Origin of the sequence: Cognatiyoonia sp. IB215182, from assembly GCF_033963905.1 — a bacterium.
Taxonomy (GTDB): Bacteria; Pseudomonadota; Alphaproteobacteria; order Rhodobacterales; family Rhodobacteraceae; genus Yoonia.
The window spans coordinates 46,460-65,866 of record NZ_JAXBMB010000011.1; the positions used below are offsets into that span (position 1 = coordinate 46,460).

Genomic DNA, 19,407 nt, shown 5'->3' on the forward strand with positions numbered 1-19,407 from the left:
AATCTGGCAATGGTCGTATTACGCGTGCTATCAGAATACGTATTTATTCAATAAAATCAATTTTTTACCGTTCTTCTTCTATTGGACTTTGCATAGCTATCAACCATTACGTGTCTTAATGATCTACTCTTCAACCAGTTCTCGATTCAGGGCAGGGTCGGATAGTATCGTTCCAATCTGCTCCAGACCGGTCGACAGGCTCCGCCAAGACAAACTGCCAACTTTGAAGATATGGACGGGATAAATCTGTCCCTCCTGAACCGCCGGCAGAAACTGCGTGACGGGCCATGACATCAAAGTGTCGTGGTTTTCCGAACTGCCATCTGGCTGCATATCTGGCACATAATTGATAATCACGTCCGCAACATGATCGCCCAAGGCCTCGATTGATCGAAACTCGCGCTCGGCACCGATACCTTGTTCGGCAGGACTGCGGCGAATGCCAAGCTCGTCAATGATGACGGGCAGGCCAAAGCTCATCGTGACGGGAAAAAACTGGTCATCCCGATTGACGTGCTGGATAAAAGACACGGTTGTGCGCGCAATATCATCGCTTGCCTCCGCGCGTATCTGGGCTGCTTGTCCGTTGAAAGCGGCCTCAAGGCGCTCCGCCTCATCAGTGCGGTTTACAAGGTCAGCGATGTCGAACAGCACCTCTTTGATCGGACGATTGAAGAGATCCAGGTTTACGGCCGGTGCGATCTCGGCAAATCTGTCAAAACCGTCGTCATTGCCCAGGTAACCCACGATCAGATCGGGGTTTAGCGCGGCCACTTCTTCAACATCGACATCCCTAAAAAAGCCCAAAGGTGCGATTTCGGTCGTGTCATAGTCTTCTGGCAAGAACCATTGGATTGACCCATCCTCTTTGTACCAATTGGCAGAGCCGACAGGTGTGACGCCAAGCTCCATGATGGGGTAGGCAAGGTTCATACTGTGCAGCGTGACGATACGTTGGGGTGTTTCAGGAACGCAGGTGACGCCCATCCGATGCTCAAACGGGCGAAAGCCGGTTTCGCAGTCCAATGCTGCCAGTGGCGTAGCCGCCGATATGGCCAGAACACCAAGAAAAACAGAGTTGCGGTCGGTCATCTTTCATCCTCTTTGGGAAGTGAATGCTGGCTGACCGGTTGGACGTTGCTGGCGGAGTGAACTTTTGCTGACCGAGAAGCTAAGGTGATCCGCGCCGATGTCGACCCGTTATTTGATGTCGCCGTACAGCGCATTAACTGACCTCATGCGCAAGCGACTTGGAGGTCTCAACATGCAAAGCATCAGCACCCCAATCGTTCGATTTAAGTGGACGCTCTGTGCCATCTCTCTTGGCCTTTGTATGCTTCTGATGAAGCCTGCGATTGCGGCGGCAGAGATCGCACGCTTTTCGCCGTTTGATACGCAGCGACAGGTTGATGCGTCGTTCACACATTTGGCGCATGTGGCACCGGATGCACCGCAGGGCGGAACGTTGCGCACCGGCAGCACCGTCAACTTTGACAGTACCAACCCGATGAGGTTTCCGGGTCGTTCGCCAAATGCGTTGCGCTACACGTTCGATACGCTTCTTGTGCCGTCAGATTCTGAACCCGGCGCATTTTATGGTCTTCTTGCCAAGGAGATAGAGGTATCCGAAGATTTCACTTCGGCTCGCTTTGTCCTGAACGACAAAGCATATTGGCATGATGGCAGCGCAATTACAGCGCGCGACGTCGCATTCACATTTGAAACCGTAAGGGCACATGGATTGCCCTTTGACAGATCATTGCTGGGCGACATCGTCATTGAAACCGAAGGTGTCGACACCATCATCTTTCAGTATTCAGGCGAGGGATCATGGCAATGGATCAGCGAACTGGGCCAATTCCCAATTCAATCGTCGGCCTATTGGCAGGAACTCGACCCGTCTGAGGCAACGCTGACGCCACCAATGGGCAGCGGACCCTACCAGATGACACGCATCGCCTTTAACGAACAGGTGATCATCCAGCGGGTGCCGGACTATTGGGCGGCGAACCATCCACTTAATCGCGGGCGCTGGAACTTTGATGAAATCGTTGTTGATTATTTCTTTGACAACACCGCGATGATTGAAGCGCTGAAAAAGGGCGATCTGGATGTTTTGCGCGAATGGAATGCAACGTCCTGGCGCGAAAGGTATGCCGGCCCCGCCCTTGATGCGGGGCGGTTGGTGCGCACGGCGGTCAGGCGGCAGGATGGCGGATCGCTGACAACCCTGGTCTTCAATCTGCGGCGATCACTGCTGGAGGATGTGCGGGTTCGGGAAGCGATTGCACTCGCCTTGGACACCCAATGGTATGAAGAATTACACGGATCGGTCTTTGAGCTGCCGGGCAGTTTTTACGGTGACAGCAGGCTTGCGGCGAAAGGCGCAGCGGCGGCGGCTGAGCAGGCATTGCTGGCACCCTACATGGCCGATTTGCCCAATGAGATACTCGATCATGGCGGGCCGGATGAAATCCATACCGGTTTGACCGAAAGACAGCGCCTGCAGCGCGCAAACAATCTGTTGGACGCAGCTGGTTTTCCGTTTGAGGGCCGGTACAGGATTGATCCGGACACCGGCGAACAACTTCGGCTGACTTATGTGACCGCGCATCCGACAACCGCGCGGCAACTCGCGCCATTGCAGGATATGCTTGAGCGCGTTGGTGTTACGCTGGAGCTTTCAGTTCATGATTATGTTTCGGGACGGCGTCTTATTCTTGATCACGCATATGACCTGACCTGGTTGAAACTCAGTGCCAACGACCCGCCGGGCACGACCGAGCAAAGGTTTTGGCATAGCAGCCAGTCCGGAGATCAGGGCTATGGCCTCGCGGGGCTGAGCCACCCGGCATCTGATATGTTGATCGAAATCATGCTTGGGTCACGAAACGAAGAAGAGATTGTCACTGCAGCGCGGGCATTTGATCGATTTTTGCGGTGGGGGCACTACACGATACCGCTCTGGCATGAGGTGGAAGACTGGTATGTGCATGCCTCCGGTCTTGGTTTCCCTGATCCCGGGCGTGTCAGAATGGACCCAGCCGAACGCTGGTTCTGGATCAGGTGACCGGTGATCTTTTGCTGAGACCCGCGACTCTGCGCACGTTTCCTGGCATTCCATGCGATTTCGTTGTCGTACGGTGTGTAGAACCGAATAGTTACATGAAACAACAGCCTTTTCAGACTTCCCGCACGACCTGAAAAGTCGTACGGGAAAAGGCCGTCTTAGTCAGTTGGCGTTACCAGAAAAACCACCAACGAGAACACCGTCTTGATCATGCCCGGCAAAGGCTCCAACAATACGGTCTTCGCCGATGGCTCCTTCCAACGCGGCTGTGACGCCATCAAATGTGACCGAGCCATCCAAATCTGTACCGTCAAAAGTGCCATTGATCAGGAGGCCATTGTCGGAACCTGCAAGGGTGGCACTGCCGGTTGCGAAATCCGCCGTCAGCGTCACGTTTCCTGCACGCTCTATTTCAGTATTGCCGCGTGTCCGGGTGAAGTCATATGCCGCATTGTAACTGACAGACCCTGTTGTAACAGCGTCGCCGACGCCTGTTCCTGTGCGGAAGCCTGCAACACCTAGGAAATCATTGGTGCCCTCGACACTTCCATAGGCATAGCCAAAACCAAAACCATTACTGAAAGTCGTATATGTTTTGTTGATACCTGCCCCGCTGTAGTTCTGATCCGGAATGGTACCATTGGCGTTCAAGGTAATAATTGCGGAGGTCGGATTGGGATTTGTATCGGTTCTCGATGACTCAGTGGAAGTACACGCTGCGGTCAAAACGACCAAACCTGACAAAGAAACAGATCGAACGTATGACATTTCACGCCCTTTTCTATCAGTTGTTTCAATTAGATTGATCTAGTATCGTATCGTGTCTTTTTGAAGTTCTTCACAAAAAATACCTTATTAAATACAAAGTCTTGGGCGCATCAACTGATCGTTACGGCCTCCGACCCTTTATGTACTAAAAATGGTCCCACCAATGCGAGCAAATGCTGCGTCAGTAGTTGTTTTGTCCGCACTCATAAACCTAGACGAATTTCAAACCAGCGCAGCCTCGTAAGAGGTGCGAAAGCGTTGCGACTAAGCCCACACACATCAGGGACCAAGACACGCACCAACTACATCCCTCCCGATTTGGCCCGGGCGATCATCTCAATAACGCGGCGGCGCAATCCGGCGGGAATGGTAGTGTTTTCGAGTGACAGGAAGCCCTGAACGATCAGGTCGCGTGCAGCATCTTCTTCAATGCCCGCCGCCATCAGATAGTTCAGCTTATCGCTGTCGATCATCCCCACGCTCGCTTCGTGGCTCAGCATCGCACCTTCTGCCTTTGCCTCAAGTGCCGGGACGGCCCGGATCGCACCGTCATCTGTCAGTTTCAACCCGTCACAGCCGAGAAACCCGTTGGTCCCCGCCATATTGCCGATGAGATAGGCGTTGTTGATGATGGTCCCGCCGGCCGAGACCATCCGCGCGAGATCTTCTGACTTTGCTCCGGTGCCGTTCAAATGGGTCTCTGTCTCGATTACGCGTTCCGTGCCCGGGGCGGCAAAGATAATAGCCTGACTGACTGCATTTGTGTTCGCGCCCATTGTCACCTTGGACCGGCTGAGGTCGTTAGCGACAGGTGCCATCTTGATCGCAGTTGACTGACTGCGCGCGCCTTCATCCATCTGAGCATACCCGTAGGAAACGACATCCATTCCGTCTCCCCAATGCTCAATCGTCACCGAATTGCACGATGCACCCTTGCGCATGTAACACTCACCAATAGAAACATGGCGGCCCTTATGCACACTCGATGGCACAGCAGAGCCTGAGATCATATCGACAGAGGCACCTTCATCAATCACCATAATGTCATGGGTGAACTGCCGTCCCTGCGGGGTTTCCAGCAAGGTAAAGGTCTGCACGGGCAGCGTGACCTGTGCGCCCGGTTTGACCCAAACAAAGTGGCCTAAAGGCCCATCACGCTGTTCCGCAATCAGTGCGATATCCTCATTCGCATCCGGTTCAACGAGGCCGAACATCAGGTCCTGCACAAAGTCATAGGTGCGCAAGGCCTCGGCCAATGGCATGACCTCGACGCCCGGATCGTTGGACTGGGCGAGCCGCACGGTGCCATCGACCAGCACAGCTGTTGCGGCCCGTTCGGACAAATCCTCAAACCCCACGTCATGCAGGATATCGCGTTCTTCATTGCTCAGATCAGGACGCTGATCCATCATCATCTCCTTTTGTTGAACGCAAGGGTGATCAGGCAGCTGGCACCGTGTAACCACCGGTTTGGACATGGGCGAAAAGGGTTTGCGGATCGCCTGAATGCAGGATGCGACCGTCTTTGATGATATGCGCCCGATCCGCTTTGACATGGTTCAGGATCAACCCGGTATGGGTGATCACAAGGCCCGAACAGGTGCGACCGTCGCGATCAGGCGCGCGGACCACGCGCGCAATCGCCTCGCCCACATCAATCACATGTTCGAGATCAACACCGCTTTCTGGTTCGTCGAACATCAAAAGCCGCGGGTCCTGCAGCATCAGCTTCAGAACTTCCCAGCGTTTGATCTCTCCCCCTGAAAAGCCGACATTCATTTCACGGTCCAAGAAATCGCTCAGATCAAGCGCATTTGCATGCGTGGCCAATTGGCCATCTGCGCCTAGCGCCCGCGCAAAGCTATGCAATGAAACGCCATCGATGCTGGGCGGTCTTTGATAGGCCAAGCCGATCCCCAGCCGGGCGCGTTCATGCAGATCCAGATCCTCGATCGGGCTGCCATCAAACACAATCTCACCCGCGCGCACCTCAAACGGTGGCAGACCCACGATAGTGGCCAGCAGGCTTGACTTGCCAGAACCATTTGGCCCCAGCAGCACGTGCAACTCTCCCTCAGGCAGTGTCAGATTGACGTTTTCGAGGATTGTCGCGTCGCCGATCCCAACAGTCAGGTCCCGGATTTCCAGCATTGGCACCTCCATTCCTGATAAAAACAGTATACTATAAAATTGACCCATGCGAAATGGGTTTCTGAAGGCGATATCGCATAAACAGCGTGCGCAATTGACAAAGATCAAAGGTTACCTGAGGAGGTGACACAATGACCCGGCTTTCTGGCATGATAAATGGGAACGGGGCGACATCGGGTTTCATGAAACCCGCGCAAACCCCAGCCTGATTGCGCATTTTCCCAAGGTCGCGCCATCAGCACCAGCTGTCGTCTTCGTCCCGCTTTGCGGCAAGACGCGTGATATCGCCTGGCTACTAGACCAAGGCTATCAGGTTGTCGGCGCAGAGCTGAGCGAGCGGGCGATCATCGATCTCTTTCATGGTCTAGGAATTGCACCCGAAATCGAGAGATATCGTGCAGTGTCGCGGTTTTCGGGGCCGGATGTGACCATCTTTGTCGGTGAGATATTTGATATTGACAACCTTGGACGAAAACCAATTCCTGGGCCGCTGAAAACCCGGCTTTCGGCATCACTCCTAGCCGATCACACTGCCTCGCATCTGTCGTGAAGCAAAAGTGTCTTTAGCGGGTAGCTTGGCCTGTATTGGCAAACAAACTATCCTGATTGCGTGCTCGCTGCCGCCTTTGAAAAACCAGCCTAAGCCAGGTCCATCCCGTCGACTTCTTCCCAGATTTCATCCCAGACCTGACGCGCGCGGCCACGTTGACGCACGCCTTGCGCCGCTTCGCGGTTATCCATCATGCCGTCGCCCTGAACGATAATCAGCCCAACCATACCTACAGAGGCGTGCGGGGTGCATTTGTACCCGTAAAAGCCCGGAACGCTGACTGTGACCTCAATATCGTCATTGATGGCACCTTCCCAGTTCTCTGCTCCATCAGGCATCATCTCAGGAACACTTTCGCTGTTATGCCCGCGGTCAACCGATACGAATTTCACTGTGTCGCCCGGCTGCGCCACAAGAATGCGCGGAATATAGACCTGGCGCGCGCGTGGATCGTCTGGATCCACATTCAACATCTGCACCTCATGCATCACTGGCTCTTGCGCCAGAACAGGCCGGACCAGAAGGGCAGCAGCGCTGGTCGCAATGGCTGCACGGCGGGTGAAATGAAAAGGCATGTCGTCTCCTGTCAAGTATTGCGATGTCAGCGGGCGACAGCTGGCGAGACGGTTTCCGTTATTGTCAGTATGACGAAAATCCCCTAAAGTCGAGCATAATTGTCAGGAATTGATATGCTGCGACGTCTCGCCATTGTTATGGTCCCATTTATCGCGATCTTCGCGGCAAAAGCGCATGCAGGGTCATGTATTGGGGCAGGGGAGTACCTGCTCAAACAGTATGCGCAAAAAGGCGATCCGCAGGCGCAATACCAATTGTCCGAAACGCTTTCCGCAGAAGGCTGCCAGCAGGAAGCGATGCGCTGGCTGCAACGGGCGGTTTCGCAGGACCATGCCGAAGCGACATTCATCCTTGGAATTCGCTACATCACGGGCACCGGTGTTACAGAGGACTTATTGCGCGGCCTCAACCTGATGGAAAAAGCGGCCAGAATTGGCCATCTCGAAGCCCAATTTCAATATGCGATGGTGCTCTTGGATTCCTCCGTGTCGCATGATCACCGTGATCAAGCGCTTTACTGGCTAGGGGCCGCTGCATCACAAGGTGATACGAAAGCAGCGCTTACCTTGGGTCATATCTATGCGGCCGGACTTCACGGGGTTGAACAGCATACATGCCAGGCATCGGACTGGTTTGAAGCTGCCACGCTTTTGGCGAGTGATGTCAACCTTGATATCTCGAACCTGATCCCTGACGATCTGCGTTGCGATACCTAAGTCTCAAACAACGGCGAACACAGGTCCCGTAGTGCAGCCCTTAACAGAACTGCACCCAAAACGGCGGCGACAAGAAGCATGTTCAAGCGCGTAAAAGACCTTCTGACCGACTCATTTCCTTTTGCCATAACTGAATTCAATAGCGTTCCGCCATCTGCAACCACGTGGACGCCCTGCGTGACCAGTTCCCCCCCCGAAAAAGTACGCACCTGAAAGCGGATGTCATTGCGACCAGTCTCAGGCAGCTTTATTCGCAGGTCACCATATCCATTTGTGGGGTAAATGCTGTAACCCGCATAGAAGTGCAAATCTGAGATGTGGAAAAACTGCGGCACATCGTCAAACGAACACAGTGTGACCGCTGACAACGCGTCCCAAGGTGTGGCAAATGGGATCGCGTCAGTGATTGGGTGTACCATCATCCCCATCGCCTCTGCATGAGCAGAAGCGGCGTCATTCGTGAAAGAGATTGGCGCAAAAGCCTGTTCGCTAAGCGGCGCTGTGTCAGTGCGAAAGTCACGCAGATCAATCATGCTGTTGTCATCCCGCAGGAACCCAGGAAGATGACCAGTAAGCGGCGCGACTATCCCACCGGGCATCTTGACGAAGACATCTATCGACACATCGCCACGGTTGATAATCATTGTTGCATCAGCGTCGCGCGCGAAAGCGGCCATCGGCAAGAAGCCAATGAAAAAGACAATAGCTAGGCTCAGTTGTTGCGGGATGGTTGTCTCCACCTTTGGTCGTAATGAAGTATCAAAGCAACGCGTTATTATATAATACTAAATCTTGACAAAATTACTATGTTTTTTCATTTACATAGGCTGAGCACAGAAAACCCCTTTAAGCAAATTGTGATAGTGTTTTCCGCCAGCAAATCCGCTGCTGAAAACGACATGCGGCCAACGATTTTCCATTATGCGGAGCAAGGCGTTTGTCACCTTGAAGTCCGATTGGGAATGAACGCAATTCGATCTGGTGCGAAATCCAACAAACCTACGAGAGATCTGTCGGATTTCGCGTGAGGTCATTTACCGACCGCTTATCAGAATGTCCGTGATACGGTCAGATTGATACTGCGGCCGGCACGCCGGATGTTGGCGCTTTGCAGATGGGTCCGGTAATCCTCATCCGCGACATTTGATACACCCAGACGGACGGTTAGGTCCTCAAAAGCACCCTCATCCGGTGTCCATGCAGCATAGATGTCGTGGATGAACTCGCTTGGTGTTTCGATCAGTGTTGGTGGACCACCCATCCCTGCCTGGTTTCGCGACTTACTGTCGTAATACGTGCCGGTCCAGCCCAGTTCCAGATCTGCGGCTGGGAAGCGGGTGCCCAACGACAAAACCAATGTGTCCGCCGGGATGTCGTCTTCGAGATTGGGGTTCAATGCGTCAGGATCGCTTTTGTTTTCCCCATCCAACGCAGTGTAGGCGAGCGACCCAAATACCCGCTCAGATTCGTAAGCGGCCTCCAGTTCCACTCCTTCGATCTGTGCTTCGTTGATATTGGTAAATGTTGTTTCGCCAGGGCCGCCGGTCACATTGCGGGCGATCAGGTTATCCAGATCGTTGCGGAAGATGACTGCTTTGAAGGAGAGCTGATCCTGACCAAGGATTACATCATTCTGGCTATAGGCCAGACCCAGCTCAACATTTCGGCTTTCCTCATTTTCCAGCGTCCCTGCTGACACTTGATCGGGGCTGCCAGGCCCACGGAACGGGAAAGTGTCGTAAAGCTCATCCACCACTGGAAGCCGTTCTGTATATGAGGCCGAGCCAAAGACCGCCACCGCTTCAGTAAGCTGATAATGTACGGCAAGTGTCACGGCACGTCCTTCATCGTCCAGCTTTTCGTCAGTGGGAACCAGATCACCGGGTGTGGTCTCCTGAAAATCGATGCGCGCACCTGCCAGAAGTGTCAGGGTTTCATCCAGAATGAATTCGTTTTGGGCGAAAACGCCAATCGTGTCGGTGGTGCCTTCGGGGTGGAATGAAGCGTTTTCGGCTGATGCACGGGTGCTGACACGATCCTGCGTGCTGATATCAACACCAAAAGTCACGTAGTTTTCGAATGCCGCGCCAACCACTTGGGCCGTGTTTTCGAACCGCAATGCTGTACTCTCATACGCATAGTCGGTGTCAAATGACTCACCAATGTCAGGGTCGCCACGGAAATCTGTAATGTTGTTTTCAGATTTTCCGTAAGAAAGTTGTACAGTTAGGTCGATCAAAGCGTTGTCGAGCGGGGCATAGTTGTATTTTACAAAGGCGGTCGTATCGATCACCTCGCGGTCGACGATGCCAAACGGCACGAGGCTGTCGACGATGTCCAGAACCTGATCATCCGCCTCCCCCTGATAGCGGATGTAAGCCGCTTCAACTTCATGCTCTAGCGCCTCACCAAAGGAAAAGGTGCCTTTGATCAGCGTATTGTACTCGGTGATCTTGGTGCCAAGGATATCTTCACCATCGCCGCTTTGCTGAAAATCGCTATCATCATAGATGAAACCGATCAGACCATCGAACCGCTCGTCCGGTGCGAAGGCGAGGAATGTCGCGGATTCGACACCTTCGCCATTGCTGCGGTATTCCAGCTTCTGATCGACACCAAAGGGGTCACCGGGGTCTAGGAAGTCCGACGCATCCTTGGTTTCAAGCGAGATGACACCGGCGAGCGCGCCCGCGCCATAAAGCGTGGATGAGCCGGGGCCGCGCAAGATCTCAACCCTTTTGAAAAACTCGGGATCGGTGAAAAGAGAGCCTTGCCGATAGGATTCGTAGTACTTCCTGACCCCGTCGATCACGGTCACAATGCGTGGTTCATCAGCAGAGGTACCGCCCCCGATCCCGCGGATGTTGAAACTTTCGCCAAAGCGCGATTCTGACCCGACGGTAGAAACACCAGGGCTGCGTTCGAGCACATCGCCAATTGTGCCGGGCAGCACCTCGGCTATATCCTCCTCTTCCAGCACAGAGATGGATTGTGGTGCGTCAATCGCCACTTTCTCGGCACCGGCCCCCAGCACGATCCGGCCGAGCGGTGTGAATGTTTCGGTTGTGTCCTGTGCAAATGCTGGCGCAGACAGGGCCAGCGACATCGCGACTGAGGCGCGCAGCATAGGGCCTGTGGATTTTAAGATACGCATGAGCTTCCCATTCATTTCTTGCGCTTACGTGCTGGCAGGGAAGCTGGCGGCAGCTGTTAACCTTTTCGGGTTATGAAGACCGACAAAAAGAGTCAAGTTTGATCTGCACGCTGCGGTGTTGCGACGCATTCACCTATGCAAACGCCAATTGTGACGGCAGCAGCCCTTCAAAACGGATCAAAGGGCAACTTCGCTCTTGCATCTTTCAAATAAGTCCTAGTAATTTAGTCAAGAATACATCCTCGTGTACTCTCTCAGCCAGGCAGATCTCGTTTCCCTGCCGAGCCACAGTTTTTCGTTATTGCAACAAGACAAGGTGGACCATGGCAGAGGCTGAACTGCTGACACCCGCAGATATCCGCGATGCCTATCGCGAAAACCCGAAGACCCGCGAACGTGACTTGGCCAACAAGCTGGGTATTAGCGAGGCGGCACTGATGGCCGCCCATTGCGGAGATTTGGTAACCCGGATTGACCCGCATCCCGACACGATCATGGGTCTTGCCTGCCGTCTGGGCGAAGTCATGGCGCTGACCCGCAATGAAAGCTGTGTGCATGAAAAGGTGGGGGTTTACGACAATTACCACCCTGGCGGTCACGCAGCGATGGTTCTGACAGAAGAGATTGATCTGCGGATTTTCCCCGCACACTGGAAGCACGCATTCCTCGTGGAAAAGCACACCGAAGAGCAAATGCGGCGCAGTGTGCAGGTCTTTGATGCGGCGGGCGATGCAGTCCACAAAATCTTCCTGCGTACGGCCGAGGGGCATGATGTGTGGGAGGCGTTCCGAAAAACAAACGCGCATGCCGATCAAAGTCAGCAGATTGAGACCAAACCACGTCAGGCCCCAGAGGTCCCCAAAGCAGATGCCGCAAATGCCGATATCCTGCGCAAGGAATGGGCGCGCATGACCGACACGCATCAATTCATGCGTCTGACCAGCAAGCTGAAGATGAACCGTTTGGGGGCGTATCGGATTGCCGGGCCAGAGTTTACGCGCGCCTTGTCGGTTGATGCGGTCTCGCATGCTTTAGCGAACGTGGCCGCACTCGGAGTTCCGGTCATGATCTTCACAGGCAATCGCGGCTGCATCCAGATCCATACCGGCCCGATTGAAACCTTGCGGCCCATGGGGCCTTGGCAAAACGTGATGGACCCACGTTTCAATCTGCATCTGCGCGGCGATCACATCGCCGAAGTTTGGGCGGTGGAAAAGCCAACCAAGCGAGGGCTTGCCACGTCGCTCGAAGCATTTGACGCCCAAGGCGCTCTGATCTTCCAGATCTTCGGCGTTGGCAAGGAAGGACGGGACCGCAGGCAGGACTGGGCGGATATCGTGAAGGCGCTGCCGGATGCCGCTGAAGAGGAGACTATGGCGTGAAAATCTGGTTGAAAAAGGCGGCCGGTCTGGCGCTCGCAATGATGCCTGCTGTCGCGCAGGCAGAGGGTGAAAAGAACGTCCTTGCCATCGGCGGGTCGGTGACCGAGATCATCTATGCTTTGGGTGAAGGTGACCGGTTGATTGGGCGTGACAGCACTTCTAGCTATCCTCCCGAAGCCACAGGCCTGCCCGATGTCGGTTACATGCGCGCACTCGCGCCCGAGGGCGTGCTGTCGGTCGGGCCGGGCATGATCATCTCGGAAGATGGGGCCGGGCCGCCCGAGACAATTGAAGTGCTGCAAGCCGCTAATATCCCTTTCATTACTGTGCCCGATGGCTATTCAGCCGAAGGCATCGTGCAGAAAATCCTGACAGTGGGTGAGGCGCTGGATGTGGAAGCCGCCTCTATCGCCTTGGCGAGTGATGTGCGGATGAAGCTGCAAGAGGCGGAAGAGGCCGCCGATGCGCTTGCCGGAGATGCACCCAAGCGGGTCCTTTTCATCCTCAGTACGCAGGATGGCCGCATCATGGCGTCTGGCACGAACACCGCTGCATCCGGCATTATTGAAATGGCCGGTGGCGTGAATGCTGTAACAGCCTTTGAGGGGTACAAACCCATGAGCGATGAGGCCGTGATCGCCGCCGCACCTGACGTTATCCTGATGATGGACCGTTCTGGTGATCACTTCGTTTCTGACGACGACCTTTTTGCTTTGCCGGCCATCGCCACGACCCCGGCCGCGCAAACGCAATCGGTCGTACGCATGAACGGGCTTTATCTTCTGGGGTTTGGCCCGCGCACGGCGGATGCGGTGCTTGACCTGACTGCAGCGCTTTACAAAGGCTAGAGTGGCAATCTCAGAAAGGATATCCAGTCCGGTCACGCCGAAGGACCGGCGAGTGGTTGCGCGTCAGGCCCATATCTGGCTGGCGCTCGCACTTATCCTGGTGTCGGTATTCAGTCTGGCCACCGGGCCCACAGGCACCTCACTTTGGGGTGCACTCGGCAAGATGTTCAACGCCGAACCTCTGACCGCGATGGAGCGGGTCGTGCTGTGGGATATCCGGATGCCACGCCTGATCATTGGTATTCTGGTGGGCGCGGGCCTCGCCGTCTCAGGCGCGCTGATGCAAGGGCTTTTCCGCAACCCGCTGGCCGACCCTGGTCTCGTTGGTGTTGGTGCTGGAGGAACGCTCGGCGCGATCCTGGCGATTGTGCTTGGTTCGGCGTTGCCCATTTGGCTCAGCGACATCGTGGGCAACATGCTGATCCCGGTCTCAGCCTTCTTTGGCAGTTGGCTGGTGATTGTGGTCCTTTACCGCGTCTCGACCCGCCATGGCCGCACTTCTGTTGCAACGATGCTGCTTGCAGGCATCGCGCTCGCTGCTTTGGCTGCCGCACTATCGGGCATCATGATCTTTATGGCCGACGATCAGCAATTGCGCGACCTGACATTCTGGAGCCTCGGCTCACTCGCCGGGGCGACATGGACCAAGGTTGTGATTACCGCACCTTTGATCCTGATTGCAATTGGCGGGTCGCTTTTTCTGGGTCGCGGATTAAATGCGCTCGCTTTGGGTGAGGCAACAGCGTCGCATCTGGGCATTGCCGTACAGCGGTTAAAGCTGGTCACGATCCTGATCGTTGCGATGGCGACCGGCGCTGCGGTGGCAGTATCGGGCGGCATTGGCTTTATCGGGATCATCGTGCCACATCTTCTGCGCCTCGCAACGGGGCCGGATCATCAGACGTTGCTTTTGAATGTGGCGCTGCTCGGGGCAACGATCCTTTTAGCGGCGGATATCATCAGCCGTCTGATCATCGCACCCGCCGAACTGCCCATCGGGATCGTCACTGCTGTGCTTGGATCACCTGTCTTCCTCTGGATTCTCCTGCGGCGGCGTGGGCTGGTGGACATGTGAGCGATGATTAACGCACGCGATATCCGGGTGACATTCGGCAAAAAGCCGATCCTGCATGGGGTGGATTTCACAGCACGCCCGGGCGAGGTCACCGCTATTGTCGGCCCGAACGGGTCGGGCAAAACGACGCTTTTGCGCGCGCTGACAGATGAGGTGCGCTGGACTGGGCAAATCAGCGTCAATCACCGCGATATCCGCATCTACAAACCATGGGAACTCGCGGCGATCCGCGCTGTGCTGCCCCAAGCCGCAACGCTTGCTTTCCCATTTACAGTGATTGAAGTCGTCCGACTGGGCCTTATGTCTGGCATCCATGGCGGAAAAGACAGGATCGCGCAATACGCGCTGCAACAGGTCGGTTTGGCTGGCTATGAAAACCGGTTTTTTCAGGAGCTTTCGGGCGGCGAACAGCAGCGCGCGCATCTGGCGCGGGTGCTGTGCCAAGTCTGGGACCCGGTGATTGACGGCGTGCCGCGATGGCTGCTCTTGGACGAACCGGTGGCGAGCCTAGATATCGGTCACCAGCTTCTAATCATGAATTGCGTGCAGAATTTTGCCCGGCGGGGCGGCGGGGTCGTCGCCGTCATGCATGACCTGAACCTGACAGCTATGGTCGCTGATGCCGTTACGATGATCGCGCGGGGTGAGGCGATCGCACAGGGGCCGGTGGCGGAGGTCTTTACAGATCACCGGCTATCGGCGGCCTATCAGTGCGAGCTCAAAACGAATGCCGTGCCACCAAACGCTAGCGCATTCATCCTGCCACAGACTGCTGCACTGCGCGGGCATTGATGCGACAAGGCTTGATCGTACAACCAAAGATCGCCATGGTGACACGGTCACCAATGGTCCCGTTTTCACGCTCTCAGGACTAAAGGCAGCAAATTCTCGACAGCCACCGACCAAAGGGAACCCTATGTTCATCGCCATGAATCGCTTTACCGTCGCCAAAGAAAATGAAGAGGCGTTCGAGGCACTGTGGCTGGGCCGTGACAGTTTTCTCAAGACTATGGACGGGTTTGTTGAGTTTCAGATGCTGAAAGGGCCAGAGGCTGAGGACGGAACGCGTCTTTATGCCTCACACACGGTGTGGTCATCGGAAGAGACCTTTCGCGCCTGGACTCGCTCAGACGCGTTTCGGGCCGCACACAAAGATGCAGGTACAACCGCCAAACTGCATCAAGGCAGTCCGCAATTCGAAGGTTTCAACGTGATCCAGACAATCGCATGAAACCCAATCTTTCACTTGTGAGCTTTCTGACCGGCGAACGGTGGGACCGGATCAAAGCCGGAACCGCCCCAGGCATTGCACTTGGCCAGTCGCCGCAAGTTTAACCAAAGACCATGTAAAGGGCCGTGCGTTTCTAGCGCCTCTATCGCGTATACGGAACCTGTCGGCTGAAACCGGCACGAATGGCCGAGCCATGGAACTTCAGAACCAACTGGAATAAACTGACACATAAGAATTTGTGCTTCAGCGTGAGTCCACTAACGAAGCCACGCGTCAACTTGCTAGGGCATTGTGCTTTAACACCGTCATCGCAGACCCCATGGCTGTCACCCACAAAGCAGAAGGAATCAAAGAATGTCGGACCAGCCTGAACGTATTTTCGAAGGTATTTTAAGTTCTCTGAGAAGGTAAGATCCGCCCCTCGTTAGGCGTGAGCTTTAGCTTTGAGTGGAGCTGACGCTGTGTAACCACCGTTATATGCTTCGCTCTTTCTGCGGACTTGCGCATGTTCAACGATCCGCTCGCGGGCAATGCCTCTGAAATCCTCAATCGACGAAAAACCCTTACGCTGTAGATAGTCGGTCAGATCGTCCTTGAGTTCCTGAATAAGCTTCACCCCAACCCCACCGCTGCCCTTTTCTTCCATCGCTGCCGTGCAGACCTGCAAGTTTCCGGCTCCGTGCACAATGAAATTGAACGCTTCACGAAAACCGCGAATACCGCCGATCCCTGAAATCGACCTGTCCGGATAAGCCTTTGAGATGTCACAGACGCGCTGCAGGGCCTGATGCAAAATAGCCAAACCACCCAGCCCACCGGATGTCACAAGGCCGTCTACCTCAACCTCAAATTTCATGGTCTCAGGATCCATCAACGGCAACGACGGGAAAGTATTGCAGAGCGATATCGAGGATGCCCCCGCCGCATAGGCAGCCCCGGCAGCGTCAACAAGCGTGGATGTGGCCGGGGTCAGCTTGACCCAAATCGGCACGCTCACCGCGCTGGTCACCGCCTTCAGGATGGATCGAATAACATCCTCATCATTGGCGATGTTCGCACCCATGTCTTTGCGGTCCATGTGGGGACAGGACAGGTTCAACTCCAACGCGTCGCAACCGGCGTTCACGCATGCAATAGCAAGTCTCTGCCAGTTGGCCATTTCTTCCAGACCATCGGCGCCGGCCATGATCGAGGCGATCAGCATGCGGTCGGGATAGGTTGTTTTGATCTCTTCCAGATCAGGCAGCCACAAGTCTAACGGCTGATCCGAAATCAGTTCCCAGTTCCACGATGAATGCGACACTGTTTCTGGGCGCTTTGTCCGTGACACATATGGTTTTGCCTCACTTGTGCGTTGGAAAATGGTTTTGGGACCAGCAACATTTTCTACCGGGTGCAGGCCGATCGTCTTTGTGACCACGCCGCCCCAGCCTGACTCAAATGCCTTTAGAATCTTGCGTTTGCTTTCGGTTGGCGGCGCAGACGCCAAAACAAAAGGGTTCACGAATTCGAGGCCGGTAAAACGCGTGGCAAGCATGTTTGACATTGGCTGATCCTTTTCATGACGAAAACCAGCAGGATGATTTTTGACCAAAAAGTCAATATTTGTTGTTCAAACGGTTTTCAACGCGCCCAAAACCAACGGTGGCGCACAAAGTATAAGCATTCGCGTTATGTTTTTGACGCATTCGTAGAGCGCCACAACCAACCCTACCAACGTGAGGTCAGGGTTAAACTTACCTCGCGGCCGCTGCCATAGGAGCAGACAAAGACAGATTGGCATCCCGTCACGTAGACCTCGTCAGAGACGTTCCACACGACTAAATTTGCAGATATGAACTCGTTAAACGCATAGCCACCGTAAAGATCATAGATGGTTGAGCTTGGCACTTCGAGCGTATTTGCCTCATCCGCAAAGCTGGTACCGCGGTGCCGCACACCTGCACCAAGGGTGAGGCCGTCCAGCCCGTCTGCGAACGCATAATCCATCCGGGCAGAGATTTCGCGTTCCGGCACAAGTGTCGGTGTCGTACCGATCAAATCGGGATTTTGGTCCTCTGTAACCTCCTGATCGATGAGACTCGCCGCACCGGCCAACGTCAAACCGTTCTGAAAATCGTAAACGCCTTCAAGTTCAACGCCGCGCGAGCGCACTTCGCCCAATTGGTTGAATGGCGCGAAGGTTCCGACCACGACATTTTCGCGGTTGATCTGGTAAGCGGATGCCGTGATAGAAAAATTATCATCCTCCGGCGCCCATTTAAGTCCGGCCTCAATCTGCTCTGCCGTCTCTGGCTCTGTCACACCATCGGCTTCTGACAGGATCCGTGCATCAAACGAACTGCTGACGGAAACATAGGGCGTCAACCCACTTTCTGCTTCATATGCAAGTGCCGCCCGCCATGATGTTTCATCATCAGACCGGCTGAATGCGGACCCAAAGCCCGAGCGTACGGACTGATCGCTTTCAACCCAATCATGGCGCAGATTGAGCGTTGCGATCCAACCTTGCCCCCAATTGATCTGGTCTTGCGCATAAAGACCAACCTGCTCTTGCTCTGTGATACCGTCACGATAGGGCGGAAATAGGGTCGGCTCACCCGGCGCGACCGGGTCGACCGGCAGCGTTGTCGTGCCACCGGCGGCTTGAGTTTCGTCCAGTTCATAGCGTCGCGCATCCAACCCGAAGAGCAGATCATGCGTAACGGCGCCTGCATCAACTTCGCCGTAAAAGCGCAGATCCACCTGGGCCGTGCGGACTTCGGTGTCGTGTTCAAATGCGACAAGATTCAGGGTGCCATCCGGGTCAGTTGGTGTTGGGCTCGCTGGAAAGCCGGGCGGATAACCGTTGGGGTAGTAGTACCGCTCTTCAACGCTTGCAAAACCGACGCGCCCAATGCCGGTAAAGGTCACGCCATTGTCAAAACTACGCTCAATAATCGAGGACAGCGACAGCTGATTACGTTCATAAACGTCCCAATCGGGATCAGAAAAGTTCACATCTGGATCGATGACACCGTATTCATCAGTTGGCTCAACGGTACCAAAATAGGGCAGGAATGTTGAGCCATTGTGCTGTTCATCAGCGATATGCAAATTTGCAAGAAGTGTCACCTCAGTCCCGCCCACTGTCGCGAACTTTAAGGACGGTGCCAGCGTCCCGCGCACACCATTGTTGAACTGATCGTATTTGTCGCCGCCTTCGATCCGACCTGTGACGCGATAGGCGCTGCCGTTTTCCAACGCATCACCATAATCCAATTCAACCCATGCCGCTGTCGCATCATTGATGCCGAAAGTCAGTTCGCGCACCCGTTCGCCGGGCCGCTTTGAGACATAGTTGACAATGCCGCCCGGGTTGGAACCACCATAGAGGGCCGAGGATGGACCGCGCAGCACCTCGATCCGCTCCAAAGTGTAAGGATCAATGTAAAACGACCCAAAAGCAAATGCCAGGTTTTGCGCATTGTCGAGATAGATGCCGGTCTGGTCGGCCTGGAAACCGCGAATCCGCAGCCAATCATAGTCTGTGTCATTGCCAAACACGTCTGTGGTGACACCAGCGGTATACCTCAACGCCTCAGATACCCGCGTGGCGTTAAAGCGATCAAGATCCTCTCGGCCAAGAACCAAAACAGATTGCGGGATCTCGTTCAGTCGTAAAGGCACCTTTGACCCAGTAGTTGTGGGCGGGTTTCTGTCGCCATCAACCGGTCCGGTCGCATCCTCTTGGTTTCTAAGAACAAGCGTGCCAAGGTCGACAAAATCTTCGTCTGGTTGCGCCAAAGCCAGAGGGCTTGTCGACATCAAAAGCATCATTGCGGCGAGAGCGCGCGTTGAAATGCGCGAAATACTGATCGTTTTCACCATACCATCCCCAAAAATA

17 protein-coding genes and 1 pseudogene are annotated in these 19,407 nt (G+C 54.8%); 8 read left to right on the top strand and 10 right to left on the bottom strand.

Annotated elements, in window-relative coordinates; all coding sequences use genetic code 11:
• Nucleotides 1-123: 123 nt before the first annotated feature.
• On the bottom strand, nucleotides 124-1,092 hold the full coding sequence (locus SLH47_RS20490; RefSeq protein WP_320242220.1) for an ABC transporter substrate-binding protein: 969 nt from the start codon (nucleotides 1,090-1,092) through the stop codon (nucleotides 124-126).
• 250 nt (nucleotides 1,093-1,342) lie between these two features.
• On the opposite strand from SLH47_RS20490, the gene SLH47_RS20495 reads away from it, so the two are divergent.
• Complete coding sequence (locus SLH47_RS20495; protein ID WP_320242222.1) at nucleotides 1,343-3,070, top strand: extracellular solute-binding protein; 1,728 nt, start codon at nucleotides 1,343-1,345, stop codon at nucleotides 3,068-3,070.
• Between the two features lie 162 nt (nucleotides 3,071-3,232).
• Here SLH47_RS20495 and SLH47_RS20500 read toward each other — a convergent pair whose 3' ends face one another.
• The 3 genes from SLH47_RS20500 to SLH47_RS20510 all read right to left on the bottom strand — a co-directional run bounded on the left by SLH47_RS20500 (nucleotide 3,233) and on the right by SLH47_RS20510 (nucleotide 5,989).
• Nucleotides 3,233-3,838, bottom strand: coding sequence for a hypothetical protein (locus SLH47_RS20500; protein ID WP_320242225.1), 606 nt, complete (start codon nucleotides 3,836-3,838; stop codon nucleotides 3,233-3,235).
• Between the two features lie 302 nt (nucleotides 3,839-4,140).
• Nucleotides 4,141-5,247 (bottom strand): SufD family Fe-S cluster assembly protein, encoded by a 1,107-nt coding sequence (locus tag SLH47_RS20505; protein ID WP_320242227.1) that lies wholly within the window; start codon nucleotides 5,245-5,247, stop codon nucleotides 4,141-4,143.
• Between the two features lie 31 nt (nucleotides 5,248-5,278).
• The gene (locus SLH47_RS20510; RefSeq protein WP_320242229.1) at nucleotides 5,279-5,989 is read right to left on the bottom strand and encodes an ABC transporter ATP-binding protein; all 711 of its coding nucleotides are present in this window, start codon (nucleotides 5,987-5,989) and stop codon (nucleotides 5,279-5,281) included.
• A 145-nt stretch (nucleotides 5,990-6,134) separates the two neighbouring features.
• Here SLH47_RS20510 and SLH47_RS26400 point away from each other — a divergent pair.
• A pseudogene (locus SLH47_RS26400) lies at nucleotides 6,135-6,539 on the top strand (thiopurine S-methyltransferase); the annotation flags it as partial.
• Between the two features lie 89 nt (nucleotides 6,540-6,628).
• On the opposite strand, the gene SLH47_RS20515 reads toward SLH47_RS26400, so the two are convergent.
• A complete protein-coding gene (locus SLH47_RS20515; protein WP_320242230.1) occupies nucleotides 6,629-7,114 on the bottom strand; it encodes a pseudoazurin in 486 nt (161 codons plus the stop codon).
• Nucleotides 7,115-7,228: 114 nt separating this feature from the next.
• Here SLH47_RS20515 and SLH47_RS20520 point away from each other — a divergent pair, with 114 nt between their 5' ends.
• A complete protein-coding gene (locus SLH47_RS20520) occupies nucleotides 7,229-7,831 on the top strand; it encodes a tetratricopeptide repeat protein (protein WP_320242231.1) in 603 nt (200 codons plus the stop codon).
• On the opposite strand, the gene SLH47_RS20525 is transcribed toward SLH47_RS20520, so the two are convergent.
• The gene (locus SLH47_RS20525) at nucleotides 7,828-8,508 is read right to left on the bottom strand and encodes a hypothetical protein (protein WP_320242233.1); all 681 of its coding nucleotides are present in this window, start codon (nucleotides 8,506-8,508) and stop codon (nucleotides 7,828-7,830) included. The genes SLH47_RS20520 and SLH47_RS20525 overlap by 4 nt on opposite strands.
• A gap of 371 nt (nucleotides 8,509-8,879) precedes the next feature.
• The gene (locus tag SLH47_RS20530; RefSeq protein WP_320242234.1) at nucleotides 8,880-10,985 is read right to left on the bottom strand and encodes a TonB-dependent receptor domain-containing protein; all 2,106 of its coding nucleotides are present in this window, start codon (nucleotides 10,983-10,985) and stop codon (nucleotides 8,880-8,882) included.
• A 323-nt stretch (nucleotides 10,986-11,308) separates the two neighbouring features.
• Here SLH47_RS20530 and SLH47_RS20535 point away from each other — a divergent pair, with 323 nt between their 5' ends.
• The 5 genes from SLH47_RS20535 (at nucleotide 11,309) to SLH47_RS20555 (ending at nucleotide 15,521) form a co-directional block, all read left to right on the top strand.
• Nucleotides 11,309-12,367, top strand: a complete 1,059-nt coding sequence (locus SLH47_RS20535) for a hemin-degrading factor (protein WP_320242235.1) — start codon at nucleotides 11,309-11,311, stop codon at nucleotides 12,365-12,367.
• A gap of 38 nt (nucleotides 12,368-12,405) precedes the next feature.
• Entirely contained in the window at nucleotides 12,406-13,215 is an 810-nt protein-coding gene (locus SLH47_RS20540; protein ID WP_320242383.1) for a heme/hemin ABC transporter substrate-binding protein, read from the top strand.
• 1 nt (nucleotide 13,216) lies between these two features.
• On the top strand, nucleotides 13,217-14,290 hold the full coding sequence (locus tag SLH47_RS20545; RefSeq protein WP_320242236.1) for an iron ABC transporter permease: 1,074 nt from the start codon (nucleotides 13,217-13,219) through the stop codon (nucleotides 14,288-14,290).
• Between the two features lie 3 nt (nucleotides 14,291-14,293).
• On the top strand, nucleotides 14,294-15,082 hold the full coding sequence (locus SLH47_RS20550) for a heme ABC transporter ATP-binding protein (RefSeq protein WP_320242238.1): 789 nt from the start codon (nucleotides 14,294-14,296) through the stop codon (nucleotides 15,080-15,082).
• A 124-nt stretch (nucleotides 15,083-15,206) separates the two neighbouring features.
• On the top strand, nucleotides 15,207-15,521 hold the full coding sequence (locus tag SLH47_RS20555; protein ID WP_320242240.1) for an antibiotic biosynthesis monooxygenase: 315 nt from the start codon (nucleotides 15,207-15,209) through the stop codon (nucleotides 15,519-15,521).
• 11 nt (nucleotides 15,522-15,532) lie between these two features.
• Here SLH47_RS20555 and yidD read toward each other — a convergent pair whose 3' ends face one another.
• The 3 genes from yidD to SLH47_RS20570 all read right to left on the bottom strand — a co-directional run bounded on the left by yidD (nucleotide 15,533) and on the right by SLH47_RS20570 (nucleotide 19,328).
• Entirely contained in the window at nucleotides 15,533-15,751 is a 219-nt protein-coding gene (gene yidD / locus SLH47_RS20560; protein ID WP_320242242.1) for a membrane protein insertion efficiency factor YidD, read from the bottom strand.
• Between the two features lie 194 nt (nucleotides 15,752-15,945).
• Complete coding sequence (locus SLH47_RS20565; protein WP_320242244.1) at nucleotides 15,946-17,067, bottom strand: tRNA-dihydrouridine synthase; 1,122 nt, start codon at nucleotides 17,065-17,067, stop codon at nucleotides 15,946-15,948.
• Nucleotides 17,068-17,231: 164 nt separating this feature from the next.
• The gene (locus tag SLH47_RS20570) at nucleotides 17,232-19,328 is read right to left on the bottom strand and encodes a TonB-dependent siderophore receptor (protein WP_320242246.1); all 2,097 of its coding nucleotides are present in this window, start codon (nucleotides 19,326-19,328) and stop codon (nucleotides 17,232-17,234) included.
• Nucleotides 19,329-19,407 lie beyond the last annotated feature (79 nt).